This window comes from Shinella sp. GW821-FHT10F02 (assembly GCF_058809275.1).
In genome coordinates this window covers 322,477-339,845 of record NZ_JBXASL010000009.1, presented here as the reverse complement: position 1 = coordinate 339,845, position 17,369 = coordinate 322,477, and the positions used below count along the sequence as shown (strand labels likewise).

Sequence of the window (17,369 nt, the reverse complement as noted above, 5' to 3'; positions counted from 1 at the left end):
GGCGTCAGATCGCCTCACTGGCGGGACTGGCTCCCTTCACGCGGCAATCGGGCAAGTGGCGCGGCAAGAGCTTCATCGGCGGCGGGCGCGGCAAGGTTCGCGCCGTGCTGTTCATGGCTGCCCTCGTTGCGGCCCGTCACAACCCGGTGCTCAAAGCGTTCCGCGATCGTCTCGTCGAAGCCGGAAAGCCAAAGATCGTCGCCATCGTCGCGACAATGCGAAAGCTCCTCACCATTCTAAACGCCATCATCCGGGACAGCAAACCATGGAAAAGCGCTTGACTGACAAGACAGTCGCTCTCCCCGCGAGCGGGGAGAAGGGAATTGCGGCACCGTTGTCCAGCCCACGACCCTACCGTTCTGCTCCTTCTCTCCGCTTGCGGGGAGAAGGTCGCGGCAGCGGGATGAGGGGCAGCTCTTTACTGCCCTGCGCGAAATTTCTCCTTGAGCCGCGCAACATCCGCCTCGCTCCAATCCGCCACCCCCGTCACCGCGATCCACGGATCGATATAGTGCTCCCCGGCATAGACATGGCCGAGCCCCATCGGCGTGGTCGTCGCCATCGCCATGTCGAGCATCAGTTGCAGGAAGGTAACGACGGGATACCAGGCAAAATCCGGCGAGACATCCGGACCGCGCGGCACCGCCATCCATTCCGGTTGGCGATAGAAGGAATAGGGATCGTAGAAGACGATCGGGTCGCTGGCATATTGCAGGTAGACGATGCGCATCGGCCCCCAATGGTCGCCCGCCTGCGGCAGCACATTGCGCTGGCTGGTGAAGCGCACATAGGAGCCGTCGCGAAAGCGCGGCAGCCAGGCGGGCGTGCCGGGATTGCGGTCCGCCGTCATCTTGCGCCAGATGCGGCTCGGAAATGGCGGGCCGGCCCAGAGCGCACCCTGGTAGGGATCGCCGATCACCTCGAAGAGCTCGGCCGACTGTTCGGAGGAGAGCGCACCGAGGCTGAGGCCATAGAGATAGAGTTTCGGGCGGCTCTCCTTCGGCAGCGTCGTCCAGTGGCCGTAGACGGCGCGGAACAGCGCGCGGGCGGCCTCCGCGCCATAATCCGGCTCGGCCAGCAGCGAGAGCCAGCTCGCAAGATAGGAATACTGGATGGCGACGCTCGCGATATCGCCGTGGTGCAGGTACTCGACCGTGTCGATCCCCTCCGGATCGATCCAGCCGGTGCCGGTCGGCATGACGACGAGCAGCGTCGAGCGCTCGAAACCGCCGACACGGATCAGCTCGTCGAGCGCGATTTTTGCGCGCGCCTCCGGCGTCTCGGCCGCGTTGAGGCCGGCATAAACACGCAGTGGTTCCAGCGCCGGTTTGCCGGTGAAGGCGGCGATATCCTTGGCCGCCGGCCCCGTGGCAACGAAGGAACGGCCCATGCGGCCGAGGTCGTCCCAGCGCACCAGCGAGGCGGCGCTCCCGGATTTCAACGGATCGGAGGGCTCGGCCGTGTCCGGCTCGATCACCTGGTCGAGCCGGCGGAAGGACGAATCGGCCGTGTGCAGCACGAAACGCACGAGAAGCCCGTCGGCGAGCGTCCAGAACAGGGTCGCGGCCAGCGCCGTACCGATGACATAGGAGAGCCGCCGCGGCGCCGCGCGGCGCGAAGTGCTGGCGAAAAGCCGGACAAGAAACGCAAAAAGACGCCCGAGGCCGAACAGCACGAGGAAAAGGGCAAGCGCGATGAGGCCGACATAAAAAGGATGCGTCGTCTCGATCGGCGGCAGGTCCATCAGCGCGCGGATGGAGTTCTGCCATTCGGCGGTGCGCCACAGGAACACCAGCACCACCACGCCGCACACACCGCCCGCCACCGCCTTCAACCACAGCCGCACACGATCCTTCGGCTCCGGCAGCTCGAGCCAGAACCAGAGCGCCGCCAGAAGCACGCCGAGGCCATAGCCGCAAGCCATGGCAACGCCGGAAAGCAGGCCCTGCGTGACATAAGTGCGCGGCAAGAGGCTTGGCGTCAGCGACGCCGCGAAGAGCAATGTGCCGAGCACGAGGCCCGTGGCGGAGAAGGACAGGACAAGGCGCCAGAACCAATCCCGCACGACTATCCTCCCTTCCGCTGCCTGTGTCATGGCCGCAAGCTTGCATGCCGAGGGAGTCGGTGCAACCGCTGGCACGTCGACGGCTGTTCGCGATAGGATCGCTGAGCGGGAGGAAAGCCGATGATGCGCAAGGAAAAGCCTGCGGAGAGCCCCGAAGTCTATGTCGCCGCCCAGAGCGGCTGGCACCGCGAGATCGTGGCGGCTCTGCGCGCTGCGGCGCTTGCCGCGGGCGACCTCGACGAACGCATCAAATGGGGCCACCTCGTCTACTTCTCCAACGGCCCCGCCCTCTTGATCCGCGCCGAGGATAAGCGCGTGCTCTTCGGCTTCTGGCGCGGCCAGCGGCTGCGCGGCATCGAACCACGCCTGAAGCCCGGCGGCAAATACGAGATGGCGACGATAACCTTTGTCGAGGGTGACAGCGTGGATGCGGAAAGTGCAAGCCGGCTGGTGCGCGAAGCGATACGGCTGAATGCCGAGTTCGGCGATCCGACAAAGCTGGCCTAGATATAAAAAAGCCCCGCGACCTTTTGGGTAACGGGGCTTTCTTTGTCTATCTATCGCCTCAGCTATCCAGGAACGAGCGCAGCTTCCGCGACCGGCTCGGGTGCTTCAGCTTGCGCAGCGCCTTCGCCTCGATCTGGCGGATACGTTCGCGGGTGACCGAGAACTGCTGGCCGACTTCTTCGAGCGTGTGGTCGGTGTTCATGCCGATGCCGAAGCGCATGCGCAGGACGCGCTCTTCGCGCGGCGTGAGCGAGGCCAGCACGCGGGTCGTCGTTTCGCGCAGGTTCGCCTGGATGGCGGCGTCGATCGGCAGCAGCGCGTTCTTGTCCTCGATGAAATCGCCGAGATGCGAATCCTCTTCGTCACCCACCGGGGTTTCGAGCGAGATCGGCTCCTTGGCGATCTTCAGGACCTTGCGGACCTTTTCGAGCGGCATGGCGAGCTTTTCGGCCAGTTCTTCCGGGGTCGGCTCGCGGCCGATCTCGTGCAGCATCTGGCGCGAGGTGCGCACGATCTTGTTGATCGTCTCGATCATGTGCACCGGAATGCGGATCGTGCGGGCCTGGTCGGCGATCGAACGGGTGATCGCCTGCCGGATCCACCACGTCGCGTAGGTGGAGAACTTGTAGCCGCGGCGATACTCGAACTTGTCGACCGCCTTCATCAGGCCGATATTGCCCTCCTGAATGAGATCGAGGAACTGAAGCCCGCGGTTCGTGTACTTCTTGGCGATCGAGATCACGAGACGGAGGTTGGCTTCCACCATCTCCTTCTTGGCGATGCGCGCCTCGCGTTCGCCCTTCTGCACCATGTGCACGATGCGGCGGAATTCCGAGATGGAAATGCCGGTCTCGGTGGCGAGGTTCTGGATCTCCTGGCGGATGTCGCGGATCGTCGTGTTTTCGCTCTTGGCGAATTCCTTCCAGCCGCGGGCGGCCAGATTGGCGATCGACTTCATCCAGTTCGGATCGAGTTCCGCGCCGTTATACTGCTCCAGGAACGAATCGCGCTTGACGCCGTAGCTTTCGGCCAGACGCAACAGGCGGCCCTCGTTCTGCACGAGGCGCTTGTTGATGTCGTAGAGCTGCTCGACGAGGCTGTCGACGCGGTTCTGGTTCAGCGACAGCGACTTGACGGCCGTGATCAACTCGTCCTTGAGCTCCTTGTAGCGGCGCTCCTGGGCGGGCGAGAGCGTGCCGGTCGCCTGCAGGCGGGCTTCCACCTGCTGGTCCTGCAGCTTGCGCAGCTTCTTGTAGGTCTCGGCGATCGTGTCGAGCGTCTCCATGACCTGCGGGCGCAGTTCCGCTTCCATGGCGGCGAGCGAAAGGTTCGACTCGTCGTCGTCCTCTTCCTCTTCCTCCGGCGGCATGCCGTCGCCGCCGACATTGGTGATGTCGTCGTCGTTGGCGGCGCGCGGGCGGCGGTTCTTTTCCTTCTCTTCGGCCGCCTTGCGGTCGGCCTCGATCTTTTCCGGGCTCTGGAACTGGGGGGCAGCCTTCGCCTCGGGACCGGAATAGGTCGTCTCGAGGTCGATGATCTCGCGCAGCAGCGTCTGGCCTTCGTTGAGTTCATCCCGCCAGATGATGATGGCCTGGAACGTCAGCGGGCTCTCACAGAGGCCGGCGATCATCGTCTCGCGGCCGGCTTCGATGCGCTTGGCGATGGCGATTTCGCCCTCGCGCGACAACAGCTCGACGGACCCCATTTCGCGCAGGTACATGCGCACCGGGTCATCCGTGCGGTCGGTCGGCTCCTTCTTCTTGGCGGTCGCAAGCGCGGTGCCGCTCGAAGAAGCGATTTCGCCGCCCTCGCTCTCGTTGTCGTCGTCGCTCGACTCGTCGTCGCCGCCCTGGCTCGCCTCTTCGGCGTCCTCGTCCTCGATGACGTTGATGCCCATGTCGGAGAGCATGGCCATCGTGTCCTCGATCTGCTCCGAGGTGACTTCCTCGGAAGGCAGGACCGAATTCAGCTCGTCCATGGTGACATAGCCGCGCTTCTTGGCGGCCTTGATCATCTTCTTGACTGCATCATCGGAAAGATCGAGAAGTGGGCCGTCGGATGCGCCTTCGCGTTCGTTTTCGACTTCCTCGTTCTCTTTGACCTTTGTCGCCATTTATTTCGTCGCTTTCCTGAGCATCCAGTTTTCAAGCGGTCAGGGTTTCCGCAGCCGATCGCCCTTCGGCATGCGCAATCGCCTCACGGCATCCCTCACCTAACGGATTGACAATTAAATCCCGATTAACCACATCCCGGCCCGCGGGACTGTGGACATGTTGCCGAGGCAACACAATTGACATGACTTCCCGATCCGCCGTACCCATTCCTTGCTCGCCAACAATGGTGATTCCCAGAATTTTCGGTTACGTCAAGCTTTTCCGGCAAAAAAGCCGCAAAAGGTTCCGATTCGGGTTCGCGGACAGGAAAGTCGGCGGATCCGGGCGATTGAGCCTTCATGTAGGCGCAAATCCCGAAAAGACAAGAGCCGCATTCCCCGCGCCCCCACGCGTCTCACGACAGCGATTCGCACGCCAGGGTTTCAAAACGACTTTCCGTCCACCTTGGTGATCGCCAGTGTCTCAAGATCGATCGCCGGAATGCAGCGCAGATTGACCGCCGCCATGCCGTTTCCCTTCGGGTCCTTGCCCTCGCCATAGGGCGCAATGCCGCATTTGGCACAGAAATGATGCTCGATCATGTGGCGGTTGAACTGGTAGGTCGAGACGTTCTCCTCCGGCGTCGTCAGCACCAGGCTGTCCCGCGGCACGAAGGCGAGCAGGCCGCCGCGCCGGCGGCACAGCGAACAGTTGCAGTCGAGCCCCGTATCGAATTCGCCCTCCACCTCGAAGGCGATGGCGCCGCAATGACAGCTTCCCTCGTATTTCATTCGAAAAACTCCTCCCGATTCTTATAGCGCACCGCTGCACGCATTCGCGCGGCCTGCTCAGTGCCAGTCCATGACGACCTTGCCGGAATTGCCCGAGCGCATCGCCTCGAACCCGTCGCGGAATTCGTCGATCCCGATGCGGTGGGTGATGATCGGCGAGAGATCCAGCCCGCCCTGCACGAAGGCGATCATCTTGTACCAGGTTTCGAACATCTCGCGGCCGTAGATGCCCTTCAGCGTCAGCATCTTGAAGATCACCTTGTTCCAGTCGATGCCGAAGCCGTCCGGCGCGATGCCGAGGATGGCGATCTTGCCGCCATTGTTCATCGTGTCGATCATCGAGCGGAAGGCCGGCGGCGCGCCGGACATTTCAAGGCCGACGTCAAAGCCCTCGGTCATGCCGATCTCGGTCATCACCTCGGCGAGATCCTGCTTGGAGGCATCGACGACATAGTCGATGCCGACCTTGCGGGCGAGATCGAGCCGGACAGGATTGATATCGGTGATCACGACCTTTCTTGCGCCGGAGCGCTTCGCGACCATCGCGCCCATGATGCCGATCGGCCCCGCGCCCGTCACCAGCACATCTTCGCCCACCAGATCGAAGGAGAGTGCAGTGTGCACGGCATTGCCGAACGGGTCGAAGATCGCGGCGACCTCATCGGGAACATCGTCCGGGATGGGCACGACATTGTGCTCGGGAATGCAGACATATTCGCCGAAGGAGCCGGGGCGATTGACGCCGACGCCCTTGGTGTAGTGGCAGAGGTGTCCGCGGCCGGCGCGGCAGTTGCGGCACTTGCCGCAGACGATGTGCCCCTCGCCCGAGACCCGCTCGCCGACATGGTATTTCGTGACCGACGAACCGATCTCGGCGATCTCGCCGACGAATTCATGGCCCACGACCATCGGGACCGGAATGGTCTTCTGGGCCCAATGGTCCCAGTTCCAGATATGCACGTCCGTGCCGCAGATCGCCGATTTCTTGACCCGGATCAGCACGTCGTTCGGCCCGACCTCCGGCACCGGGACATTCTCCATCCAGAGGCCGACTTCAGGTTTCGCTTTAACCAGCGCACGCATCATGTTCGACATGACGAAATCTCCGCAAGGGATTCAGAGGATTCTTTAAATCACACCCAGTTCGCGCCCGACCTCGGCGAAGACGGCGATCGCCTTGCGGACATCCGCCTCGCTATGCGCCGCCGACATCTGGGTGCGGATGCGCGCCTGGCCGCGCGGCACGACGGGGAAGGAAAAGCCGATGACATAGACCCCCTTCGCCAACATGCGCGACGCCATGTCCTGCGCGAGTGCCGCATCGCCCAGCATGACCGGAATGATCGCATGCCCCTCGCCCGCAAGCGTGAAGCCGAGCTTCGTCATCTCGCTGCGGAAGAGATCCGCATTGGCATAAAGACGCTGGCGAAGCGCATCGCCATTGTCGATGAGGTCGAAGACCTTCAGCGAGGCACTCGCGATGACGGGGGCGAGCGTGTTGGAGAAGAGATAGGGACGCGAGCGCTGGCGCAGCCACTCAACCACTTCCCTCTTACCCGACGTATAGCCGCCCGAGGCGCCGCCCAGCGCCTTGCCGAGCGTGCCGGTGATGATATCGACGCGGCCCTCGACGCCGCAATGCTCCGCCGAGCCGCGGCCATGTTTGCCGACGAAGCCGACCGCATGGCTGTCGTCCACCATGACCATCGCGCCGTATTTTTCGGCGAGATCGCAGACGCCGCCGAGATTGGCGATGATGCCGTCCATCGAGAAGACGCCATCGGTGGCGATCAGCTTGAAGCGCGCGCCTTCCGCCTTCTTCAGCTCCTCCTCCAGGGCCGCCATGTCGTTGTTGGCATAGCGGAAGCGCTTCGCCTTGGAGAGCCGCACGCCGTCGATGATCGAGGCGTGGTTCAGCGCATCGGAGATGATGGCGTCCTCCTCGCCGAGCAGCGTCTCGAACAGCCCGCCATTCGCATCGAAACAGGAGGAATAGAGGATCGTGTCTTCCAACCCGAGGAAGGCTGAGATGCGCGCTTCGAGTTGCTTGTGCTCCTCCTGCGTGCCGCAGATGAAGCGCACCGACGCCATGCCGTAGCCATAGCGGTCGAGCGCGGCCTTGCCGGCCTCCGCCAGTTCCGCATTGTCGGCGAGGCCGAGATAGTTGTTGGCGCAGAAATTCAGCACGCGCTCGCCGGAGGTCACGGTGATCTCGCCGGCCTGCTTGGAGGTGATGACGCGCTCGGCCTTGTAGAGGCCGCCGGCCTTGAGGCCGTCGATTTCGGATTGCATATGGGCGATGAAGGCGGAGGTCATGGGCACGCACTCACGGCTTTGAGAAAGGGGCGGCTCAGGCGATGCTCGCGGCATAGCCGGCCATCAGCGGCTGAAAATCCTCCATCGGGGGGAATTTTTCATAGCTGTGCTTGGCGGGCGTCGTCGCCCAGGCGAGCTTTTCGCTCACATAGGTCTCGACGAAAGGGCTGTACCAGCTCACATCGTTGAGCATGGTCGGGCGCACATTGACGAAGAAATCGAGCCCCTGCGGCCGCGTGAACATCCATGTCATGCAATCCGGGCAGAAATGATGGCCGGCCTCGGGGCTGGCGCCGGCAACGACCGGCTCACCCTCGACGACGGCAAAACCCTCCGTCGGGATCGCCGCGCTCAGCGAATAGGCACTGCCCGACATGCGCTGGCAACCCGTGCAATGACAGGCCATGGCGATGAGCGGCGGCGCGCTGATGCGGATTTTGACGCGCCCGCAGCGGCAGGCGCCGTCGAGCGGCAATTTCAGTTTTCCCATCGCTTGGCTCCCCTTCCGATTGAACGCGGGCTGTCTTTTTGATCGTGATGCCGGCGATTTCCACGGGGATAGTTCTAGCGCAGCCGCAAGCCGCGTAAAGGGCTCTCGTCGCCCTTTCGCTGTTTTCAACCGCGCGCGCAGGCGATCAGCAGGAACATCGGCCGGTTCAGTTCCACCTGCCATTCCGGATGCTCGGCAAGCTGCGCCGCGCTCGGCCGCCACTCCTCGACATGCCGGATTGTAAAGCCAGCAGCAATCAGCACATTCATCGTCGTGCCGAGCGTGCGGTGATATTTGACGACGCCCTTGGCGAGCCAATCCGTCGTGCGCGGGCCTTCGACCAGATAGCCATCGACCGGCCAGACCGTCCGCCCGCCGACCTCCGCCCAGTCCGGTGCCGACGGCGCCATGAAAAGCGGATGTTCGATGGTGAAGACGAAGGACGCGCCCGGCGTCAGCGCGGCATGGACCGTACGCACCAGCCGGTCGAAATCCGCGACATAGTGGAAGGCGAGCGACGAATAGGCGAAATCGAAGGCGCCCTGCGGCAGGTCGAGCCGGTCGAGATCGGCGATCTCGTAGCGCACGACCGGCGAGACCGTTTCCGCTCGCGCACGCGCGATCATGTTTTCCGAAAGATCGAGGCCGAGCACGCTTTCCGCCCCCTGCGCCGCCGCATGCCGCGCGAACCAGCCGAATCCGCAGCCGAGATCGACGATGCGACGGCCCTTGAGATCGGGCAGCAGCGCGCGCACCGAGCCCCATTCCGCCGCCCCTGCAAGTCCGTGCACCGAGCGCGGAAGACTGCTGTAGCCTTCGAAAAAGGCGGGCTGGTCGTAGATGTTCTGGGCCATGGCAAAGTCCTTTTCCTGCCGGACATAGCCGTTTTTTTCCCGGCAGGCAAAGCTGCGGCGGGTTGACAGAGCCGGCCTGCGCCTGTCCGGTGGCGGCCGGAAAAAGGGTGCGACGATGACGATACTGGACAGGTTTTCCCAGAAGGGCCGCGTGGCGCTGGTGACGGGTGCCGCCCGTGGCCTCGGCTTCGAGATCGCCAAGGCGCTCGCCGAGGCGGGCGCCCATGTCGTGCTGACCGGCCGCACGGCCGCAACGCTGGAGGCCGCCGTGGCCGCGATCACCGAAGCAGGCGGCAGCGCGTCCGCGAGCGCCTTCGACATCGCCGACCGCGCCGCCCAGCGCGAAACGCTGGCCGCGATCGACCGCGAACATGGCCGGCTCGATGTGCTCGTCAACAATGTCGGCGCCCGCGACCGCCGGCCGCTTTCCGAGATGGATGACGAGGCCATCGACGAGCTGATCCGCACCGATCTTCTTGCCGCCGCCAGCCTCGCCCGAGACGCGGCCGCCCTGATGAAACGCCACTGCCACGGCCGCCTCATCTCCATCACCTCGATCGGCGGCCATGTCGCCATGCAGAACGACGGCATCTACCCGGCCGCAAAACACGGCCTGACCGGCCTGATGCGCAGCATGGCCGTCGAATACGGCCCGCACGGCATCACCAGCAACGCCATCGCGCCCGGCTGGTTCGCCACGGAAACCAACGCCGTGCTCGCCGCCGACGAGGATCTGATGCCCTTCGTGCGCCAGCGCATCCCCGTCCAGCGCTGGGCGCGCGCCGACGAAATCGCCGGCGCCGCCCTGTTCCTCGCCAGCGACGCCGCCTCCTTCGTCAACGGCCATGTGCTGGTGGTGGATGGCGGGATGACGGTCCGGATGTAAAGGCGCCCCTCAGCCAACGCCGGAACAACGGTCTATCAACGCGCGGCGGCGGCCGCCTCCAGTCCGGCAATGTCCAGCTTCACCATCGTCAGCATCGCCTCGGTCACGCGCTTGACCTTCGCCTGGTCCGGGTCGCTCATCAACTCGCCGAGCCGCGCCGGCGCGATCTGCCAGGAGAGGCCCCAGCGATCCTTCAGCCAGCCGCACTGTTCCACCGAACCGCCCTCCCTCAGCGCATCCCAAAGCCGGTCGAGATCGCCCTGCGTCTCGCATTCGACCATGATGGAAAAGCTGTGGTTGAACGGATCGAGCGGGCCGGCCTCGATCGCCATGTAGCGCTGGTCGCCAAGCGTGAAGCTCGCGATCTTGACGCTGCCCGGCGGGCCGCTCGGCGTTTCCGCAAGCAGCGGCGAAACCCAGTGGACCGAAGAGCCCGGGATCAGCGACGTATAGAGGCCGATGGCGGCCTCCATGTCCTTTTCGAACCAGAGATGCTGCGTGACTTTCATCGTGACGTCCTCCTTGGTGAACTACAGCAAGGACGAACGAGCCACGAACGTTCCGACAGGCTTATAAAAAACTAGCCGGCAAATTCCTCGATGACGGCCAGGAAGGCATCGCCGAACCGGTCGCGCTTGGAAACGCCGATGCCGGGAATGTCCAGAAGCTCCTCCCGGTCGCGCGGCCGCTCCTTGGCGAGCGCGATCAGCGTCGTATCCGGGAAGACAACATAGGGCGGCACGTCCAGGTCCTTGGCGATGGCGAGGCGCTCGGCGCGCAGCAGCTCGAAAAGCTCGCGTTCCGAGCCTGCAAGGTTGGAGCGCTCGCGGGCGGCGGGTGAATTGCCGGCCTTACCCTTGCGGCCCGCCTGCGGCCGGTCCTTGCGGAAAAACACCTCCCGCTCGCGGCGGAAGACGGCGCGCGCCTCCTCCTCCAGCTTCAGCGCCCCGAAGGCGGCATGGTCGACGCTGATCAGGCCGGACGCCAGCAACTGCCGGAAGATCGATTGCCAGATGCGCGGCGCGATATCCTTGCCCGCGCCGAAGACCGGCATTTCGGTATGGCCGAAGCGCTCGGTCTTCTCGTTGACCGATCCCATCAGCACGTCGATGACATGCGCCGCGCCAAAACGCTCGCCGGTTCGGTAGACGGCGGCAAGCGCCTTGATGGCGGCCTCGGTGCCGTCCCAGGTCTCGACCGGGTTGCGGCAGGTGTCACAATTGCCGCACTGGCCGGCATGCGATTCTCCGAAATGCGCCAGGATCGCCTTGCGCCGGCAGCCGGACGTCTCGCAGATGGCAAGCAGCGCCATCAGCTTGGCGCGCTCGATGCGTTTGATATCGTCGGCCGCATTGCCCTCGTCGATCATCCTGCGGCGCTGCACGACGTCGGCCATGCCATAGGCCATCCAGGCATCAGAAGGCAGGCCGTCACGCCCGGCGCGCCCGGTCTCCTGGTAATAGGCCTCCACCGAGCCCGGCAGGTCGAGATGGGCGACATAGCGCACATCCGGCTTGTCGATGCCCATGCCGAAGGCGACGGTCGCGACGAGGCAGAGGTTCTCCTCCTTCAGGAAGGCATCCTGGTTGGCATCGCGCACGGCGCGGTCGAAGCCCGCGTGATAGGGCAGCGCGCGAACGCCCTGCGTGTTCAGCCATTCGGCCGTGTCCTCCACCTTGGCGCGCGACAGGCAGTAGACGATGCCACTCTCGCCCTGATGCCGCCCAAGGAAACGCAACAACTGCTGGCGCGCCTGGTCGCGCTCGGCGATCTCGTAGGAAATGTTCGGCCGGTCGAAGCTGGTGGTGAAAACCTCGGCATCCTGCAAGCCGAGCCGCTCGATGATATCGCCGCGGGTGTGCGGATCGGCGGTCGCCGTCAGCGCGATGCGCGGCACGCCGGGATAGCGCTCGCCGAGCATGCCGAGCGTGCGGTATTCCGGCCGGAAATCGTGCCCCCATTGCGAGACGCAATGCGCCTCGTCGATGGCGAAGAGCGCGATCCGGGCATCGGCCACCAGCTCGGCGAACCCCTCCGTGACGATGCGCTCCGGTGTGACGTAGAGCAGGTCGAGCGTGCCCGCACGCATCGAATCGCGCACGGCAAAAAACTCCTCGCGCGTCAGCGAGGAATTGAGCGCCGCCGCGCTGACGCCAAGCTGCTTCAATGCCTCCACCTGGTCGCGCATCAGAGCGATCAGCGGCGAGATGACGATGCCGACACCCTCGCGGCAGAGCGCCGGGATCTGGAAGCACAGCGATTTGCCCGCGCCCGTCGGAAACAGCACGACCGCATCGCCGCCGCCCGCCACATGCTCCACCACCGCCTGCTGCTTGCCGCGGAAGGCGTCGTAGCCGTAGACGCGCTTCAGCACGTCGAGCGGCGCCGACGGCGCGTCGAACAGCGCGGAGAGAGAACGGGACGATTTGGTCTGGGTCATCAATGGCACCTTCCTCCTTTCATTCTGGCCAAGTGCACCACCATGGGCAACCGCCCGACCACCAGCTTTTGCCTTCACACACAATGTTCTTGATTTGTTCCGATTTCAAGGCTAAGTTGCAAATAAATTGAAAGAGGGGAGAAAAACGGTGGGCATCTACGCGACACTTGCCCTGTTGGGCGCCGTCCTCTGCGGATTGTTCCGGCAGGCCGGGCTCGCTCCCATCGGGGTCGCAAGAGCGCCCCTACTTTCCCGCCGGCCCCTTCACCCTGCCGGACAGCACGCCAAAACCCTCGATGATGGCTTCCTGGTTTTCCATGCGCATCGTCTCCATCTGCACCTCCTGGAGGGCGCGCAGGATTTGCGGCACGCGTTCGCCGTCGCCCTCTTCGGTCGAGACCGCGAGTTCGCGCTCCAGCTCGCGGCGCTGCCAGAGCAGCGCGCGGGTGCGCTTGTGCAGCGCGAGCGCCTGGAGAAAACCTTCGCGGGCGTCCTCGGGGGCGGCCTCCGCCGTCGCGGTCCAGAGGCGGGAGTTGCGGACCTGCTGGTCGAGGCCCTTGAGCAGCGCGTCGAAACCGGCGGCCTCCAGTTCCTCGATCAGCCGGTCGCGCGCAAGCCTCGCGCCGACGGAGCCGGCAATGCCGAGCAGCGACGACCACAGCCGCTGCAGGTCGCGATGCTCGTATTCGATGATGGCGATCTCGTCGTAATCGCTGAAGAACAGGCCGGGATGGTTGACGACGGTGAGCGCCAGCACGCTTTCGCGCAAGGGCGGCAGCCCTTCCGCGCCGCGCACCAGCGACGATCGCGCCAGCCGGTCCGATATGCCGGACGAGACCGCATTGCCCTGCGGCGCATTGCGGCCGCCCCGACCCTGCCGATTGCCGGAAAAGTTGCCGCCACCCTGCCGCTGCTGGGCGGGGCGGAAGAAGGCGTTCAGCCGGTCGCGCATATTCTGCTGGTAATGGCGCCGCACGTCCTCGTCGACGATCGCGGCCGTCACCTGGCGCAGGCGCGCTTCAAGTGCGGCGCGGCTTTCCGGCGTGTCGAAGGAGGCACCCTGCACTTCCCGGTTCCAGATCATCTCGGCAAGCGGGCGCGCGGCGGCCATCACCTTGTCGAAGGGCGCGCGGCCCTCGTTGCGCACCAGGTCGTCCGGGTCCTTGCCATCCGGCAGCAGCGCGAAGCGTATGGTGCGCTCCGGCTTGATGAAGGGCAGCGCGAGTTCGGCGGCGCGGTTTGCCGCGCGGATGCCGGCCCCATCGCCGTCGAAGCACAGCACCGGTTCCGGCGTCATCTTCCACAAAAGATCGAGCTGGTTTTCGGTGAGCGCCGTGCCGAGCGGCGCCACGGCGTTCTCGATGCCCGCCTGGTAAAGCGCAATCACGTCCATATAGCCTTCGACGGCGATGATCGTGCCAGCGCCGTCAACCCCTTGAGCGCCTTTTCGCGCGCGCGCGTGGTTGTAGAGCACGCTGCCCTTGTGGAAGAGCTCGGTCTCATTGGAGTTGAGATATTTCGCCTGCGCATCCGGCGACATGGCGCGGCCGCCGAAGGCGATGACCTTTTCGCGCACGGAGAGGATGGGGAACATGATGCGGTCGCGGAACCGGTCGTAAGAAACCGGGCGATCCGGCCCGTGCACGACGAGGCCGCAGGCCTCGATCGATTCCTTCGGCACGCCCTTGCCGGCCAGGAATTCCTTCAGCGCATTGCGGCTTTCCGGCGCGTAGCCGAGGCGGAAGGTCTCGATGGTGCGGCCGGTCAGCCCGCGGTCGCGCAGATAGGCGCGCGCCTTGGCGCCCGCCGGCGTCTGGAGCTGGTCCTCGAAGAAGCGCGCCGCCATCTCCATGACCTCGACGAGGCCGGTGCGCTCCTTTTCCCGCTGCTCGGCCTCGCGGTCCGGCTGGGGCATGGCGACACCCGCCAGGTCTGCGATCTGCTGCACGGCCTCCGGGAAGGAGAGCCCGTCGAGGTCGGTGAGGAAACGAAAGTGATCGCCGGAGACGCCGCAGCCGAAACAATGGTAGCGGCCCTTGCGGTCCTCGCAGTGGAAGCTCGGCGACTTTTCACCATGGAACGGGCAGCAGGCCCAATAGTCGCCGCGCGACACATTGGTCTTGCGGCGGTCCCAGGTCACGCGCTTGCCGATCACGTCGGAAATGGAGACGCGGTCGCGGATCTCGTCTAGGAAGGCGTTGGAAAAGCGCATGGATACCTCGATCAGGCTCCATATAACCATGCGGGGGAGCTATCGCCAGCACTACTCGGCTGCCCACAGCAATTCACAGGCTGCCCGTCAAAAGCCCATGTCCGGCGCGTAGAAACAGCGCGGTGTGTCTTCGGTCGGGTAGAGGCAGAGATGGTATTCGCCATCGGGCGAGTGGCGGGTCGTATCCTGCGGCAGGCGGAAGATATGGGCGCGCGTGGCAAGCCGGTGGTCGCCGGGCGCGAGCGTCACCTGGTAGCCGCCCTTGATGATGCGCACGGTTGTCGCCGGGATCATCTGGCAGTCGCCATTGTGGCTGTTGCCGTTGCAACAGAACTGCTCGTATTGCCAGCCGCTCGCCGCGTCATGCGCAAGGGCGGGGCCGGCAAGGGCGAACATGCCAAGGGGAAAAAGAAAGGTCACGCGCATCGGCTCGGTCTCCGTTAACGAGAACGGCCACCGGGGCGTCTACGCATGAACAAAACCGGCGGCACAGCATGCACTTCGCCGGGGCGGGCCGATGCGCGAACGCATCGTCAGGCTCCTGTTTCGCGGGTTTTTAACTGTGCTTAGCGTTTTTGAGTCCTGTCAAGTGCGCGGGATCGTGCCGCGGCACGAAACGCCCACAAACAAAAAGGGCGGCTGGCGCCGCCCTTCCCTATAGACCCGGTCGTTACCGGATTATTTCAGCAGTTCCTTCACCACGCCGGAGGCCTTGGCGAAGTCCATCTGGCCGGGATAGCGCTCCTTCAGAGCATTCATGCACTTGCCCATGTCGCGCAGGCCATGCGCACCGGTTTCGCTGACCAGCGAGGCACAGAGTTCCTTCATCTTCTCTTCCGGAATCTGCGCCGGCATGAAGCTTTCGATCACGACGATTTCCTGGCGCTCCTGGGCGGCAAGCTCCGGGCGGCCGTTTTCGCCGAAGATCTTGGCGGATTCCTCGCGCTGCTTGATCATCTTGGCGAGGATCTGCATGATCTCGTCGTCGGCGACTGGGCCCTTGCCCACGCCGCGATTGGCGATATCGCGATCCTTGATCGTTGCCTGAATCAACCTGAGCGTCGAAACGCGGCAGGAATCCTTGGCCTTCAGCGCATCCTTCAGCGCATTTGCGAATTGCTCGCGCATCATTTTCTCCATAGGAAGCCGCCCGGCGCCGGATGCGCGAGCGGTCTTCGATAGTGCTTTCTCGTGCATGCTCATAGACCGGCAAAGGGGCCGCGGGCAAACGGATTACATAAGCGATTGAATTTTAACGCTTTATAATTCCACGCAATCCACAGGCGGCGGTTGACCCCGTCATCCGCTTTGTCTATTTTCCGGCACCTGCACGAAATTTGGCAATCAGGGCGAACCAACGCGGGTTTCCGCGCGCCCTTGCCTGCGAGATAAATGGTGCGCGGCCGCCCGGCTTTCAAGCCTCACGCCCGGCACCGGAAACGGGATACTCATGACCTCGACCCCCGCATGGACCACCGACAAGCCGACCGCCCTGCTCGTCCTCGCCGACGGCACGGTGATCGAAGGCAAAGGCATCGGCGCCACCGGCAAGGTGACCGCCGAAGTCTGCTTCAACACGGCGCTGACGGGCTACCAGGAAATTCTGACCGACCCCTCCTATCTCGGCCAGATCGTCACCTTCACCTTCCCGCATATCGGCAATATCGGCGCCAATGACGAGGACATCGAAGACCTGACGCCCGCCGCCCGCCACGGCGCCGTCGGCACAATCTTCAAGGCCGACATCACCGACCCTTCGAGCTACCGCTCTGCAAAACATCTCGACGGCTGGCTGAAGGCGCGCGGCATCATCGGCCTCTCGGGCATCGACACACGCGCGCTGACCGCCTGGATCCGCGAGAACGGCGCGCCGAACGCGGTCATCGCGCATGACCCGAATGGCGTCTTCGACATCGAGACGCTGAAGGCGGAAGCGAAAGCCTGGAGCGGCCTCGTCGGCCTCGACCTCGCCAAGGTCGCCTCTTCCGGCCAGTCCTCGCGCTGGAGCCAGGAGCCCTGGGTCTGGAACGAAGGCTACGCGGACCTCGCGGACGCCGACGTGAAGTACCACATCGTGGCACTCGACTACGGCGTGAAGCGCAACATCCTGCGCCTCTTCGCCGGCCTCGGCTGCAAGGTCACCGTCATGCCGGCCACCTCCACCGCGGACGAAGTGCTGGCGCAGAAGCCGGACGGCATCTTCCTGTCGAACGGCCCGGGTGACCCGGCGGCGACCGGCGAATATGCCGTGCCGGTCATCAGGACGCTGATCGAGACGGGCATCCCGGTCTTCGGCATCTGCCTCGGCCACCAGATGCTGGGCCTTGCCGTCGGCGCCACGACCGAAAAGATGCACCAGGGCCACCACGGCGCGAACCACCCGGTGAAGGACCACACGACCGGCAAGGTCGAGATCGTCTCGATGAACCACGGTTTCGCCGTCGCCTCGGCCTCGCTGCCGGAAGGCGTGGAAGAAACCCATGTCTCGCTGTTCGACGGTTCGAACTGCGGCCTGCACCTCGTCGGCAAGCCGGTCTTCTCCGTGCAGCACCATCCCGAGGCCTCGCCCGGCCCGCAGGACAGCCACTACCTCTTCCGCCGCTTCATCAACCTAGTGCGCGAGAAGAAGGGCAAAGAAGCCATTCCGGAACGCGCATAAGCGTCTGCTTCATGAAAACAAAAGGCCCCGGACGTCGCGTCCGGGGCCTTTTTGAT

The 17,369-nt window shown here is 64.4% G+C and carries 16 protein-coding genes; 4 read left to right on the top strand and 12 right to left on the bottom strand.

The window, feature by feature from the left end; translation table 11 throughout:
* The coding region (locus tag AC1RWL_RS27250; protein WP_493096390.1) for a transposase at window positions 1–281 on the top strand (281 nt) is incomplete at its 5' end.
* A 137-nt stretch (window positions 282–418) separates the two neighbouring features.
* Here AC1RWL_RS27250 and AC1RWL_RS27245 read toward each other — a convergent pair.
* A complete protein-coding gene (locus AC1RWL_RS27245) occupies window positions 419–2,065 on the bottom strand; it encodes an alpha/beta hydrolase (RefSeq protein WP_493096391.1) in 1,647 nt (548 codons plus the stop codon).
* Between the two features lie 120 nt (window positions 2,066–2,185).
* Here AC1RWL_RS27245 and AC1RWL_RS27240 point away from each other — a divergent pair, with 120 nt between their 5' ends.
* Window positions 2,186–2,572, top strand: a complete 387-nt coding sequence (locus tag AC1RWL_RS27240; RefSeq protein WP_493096392.1) for a DUF1801 domain-containing protein — start codon at window positions 2,186–2,188, stop codon at window positions 2,570–2,572.
* Between the two features lie 58 nt (window positions 2,573–2,630).
* On the opposite strand, the gene rpoD is transcribed toward AC1RWL_RS27240, so the two are convergent.
* The 6 genes from rpoD to AC1RWL_RS27210 all read right to left on the bottom strand — a co-directional run bounded on the left by rpoD (window position 2,631) and on the right by AC1RWL_RS27210 (window position 9,116).
* Window positions 2,631–4,685 carry an RNA polymerase sigma factor RpoD gene (rpoD, locus tag AC1RWL_RS27235; RefSeq protein ID WP_256117414.1) on the bottom strand — a complete coding sequence of 685 codons (2,055 nt, stop codon included), beginning with the start codon at window positions 4,683–4,685 and terminating at the stop codon, window positions 2,631–2,633.
* A gap of 423 nt (window positions 4,686–5,108) precedes the next feature.
* Window positions 5,109–5,456: a GFA family protein gene (locus AC1RWL_RS27230; protein ID WP_439616190.1), complete on the bottom strand. Its 348-nt coding sequence runs from the start codon at window positions 5,454–5,456 to the stop codon at window positions 5,109–5,111.
* A 57-nt stretch (window positions 5,457–5,513) separates the two neighbouring features.
* Entirely contained in the window at window positions 5,514–6,551 is a 1,038-nt protein-coding gene (gene tdh, locus AC1RWL_RS27225; protein WP_439616189.1) for an L-threonine 3-dehydrogenase, read from the bottom strand.
* A gap of 33 nt (window positions 6,552–6,584) precedes the next feature.
* Complete coding sequence (locus AC1RWL_RS27220) at window positions 6,585–7,772, bottom strand: glycine C-acetyltransferase (RefSeq protein WP_493096393.1); 1,188 nt, start codon at window positions 7,770–7,772, stop codon at window positions 6,585–6,587.
* Window positions 7,773–7,806: 34 nt separating this feature from the next.
* Window positions 7,807–8,262: a GFA family protein gene (locus AC1RWL_RS27215; protein WP_493096394.1), complete on the bottom strand. Its 456-nt coding sequence runs from the start codon at window positions 8,260–8,262 to the stop codon at window positions 7,807–7,809.
* Window positions 8,263–8,387: 125 nt separating this feature from the next.
* Window positions 8,388–9,116, bottom strand: a complete 729-nt coding sequence (locus tag AC1RWL_RS27210; RefSeq protein WP_493096395.1) for a class I SAM-dependent methyltransferase — start codon at window positions 9,114–9,116, stop codon at window positions 8,388–8,390.
* Window positions 9,117–9,231: 115 nt separating this feature from the next.
* Between AC1RWL_RS27210 and AC1RWL_RS27205 the strand changes: the two genes are divergently transcribed.
* Complete coding sequence (locus AC1RWL_RS27205; protein WP_493096396.1) at window positions 9,232–10,002, top strand: SDR family oxidoreductase; 771 nt, start codon at window positions 9,232–9,234, stop codon at window positions 10,000–10,002.
* Window positions 10,003–10,037: 35 nt separating this feature from the next.
* Here AC1RWL_RS27205 and AC1RWL_RS27200 read toward each other — a convergent pair whose 3' ends face one another.
* The 5 genes from AC1RWL_RS27200 to AC1RWL_RS27180 form a co-directional block, all read right to left on the bottom strand.
* Window positions 10,038–10,511 carry a VOC family protein gene (locus AC1RWL_RS27200; protein WP_256117423.1) on the bottom strand — a complete coding sequence of 158 codons (474 nt, stop codon included), beginning with the start codon at window positions 10,509–10,511 and terminating at the stop codon, window positions 10,038–10,040.
* Between the two features lie 71 nt (window positions 10,512–10,582).
* Window positions 10,583–12,442 (bottom strand): DNA helicase RecQ, encoded by a 1,860-nt coding sequence (gene recQ, locus AC1RWL_RS27195; protein WP_493096397.1) that lies wholly within the window; start codon window positions 12,440–12,442, stop codon window positions 10,583–10,585.
* Window positions 12,443–12,686: 244 nt separating this feature from the next.
* Window positions 12,687–14,654: a DNA primase gene (gene dnaG / locus AC1RWL_RS27190; protein WP_493096398.1), complete on the bottom strand. Its 1,968-nt coding sequence runs from the start codon at window positions 14,652–14,654 to the stop codon at window positions 12,687–12,689.
* Window positions 14,655–14,741: 87 nt separating this feature from the next.
* Window positions 14,742–15,080, bottom strand: a complete 339-nt coding sequence (locus AC1RWL_RS27185) for a hypothetical protein (RefSeq protein WP_493096399.1) — start codon at window positions 15,078–15,080, stop codon at window positions 14,742–14,744.
* 252 nt (window positions 15,081–15,332) lie between these two features.
* Window positions 15,333–15,782: a GatB/YqeY domain-containing protein gene (locus AC1RWL_RS27180; protein ID WP_256117427.1), complete on the bottom strand. Its 450-nt coding sequence runs from the start codon at window positions 15,780–15,782 to the stop codon at window positions 15,333–15,335.
* Window positions 15,783–16,104: 322 nt separating this feature from the next.
* Here AC1RWL_RS27180 and carA point away from each other — a divergent pair, with 322 nt between their 5' ends.
* Window positions 16,105–17,313: a glutamine-hydrolyzing carbamoyl-phosphate synthase small subunit gene (gene carA, locus AC1RWL_RS27175; protein WP_493096400.1), complete on the top strand. Its 1,209-nt coding sequence runs from the start codon at window positions 16,105–16,107 to the stop codon at window positions 17,311–17,313.
* Window positions 17,314–17,369 lie beyond the last annotated feature (56 nt).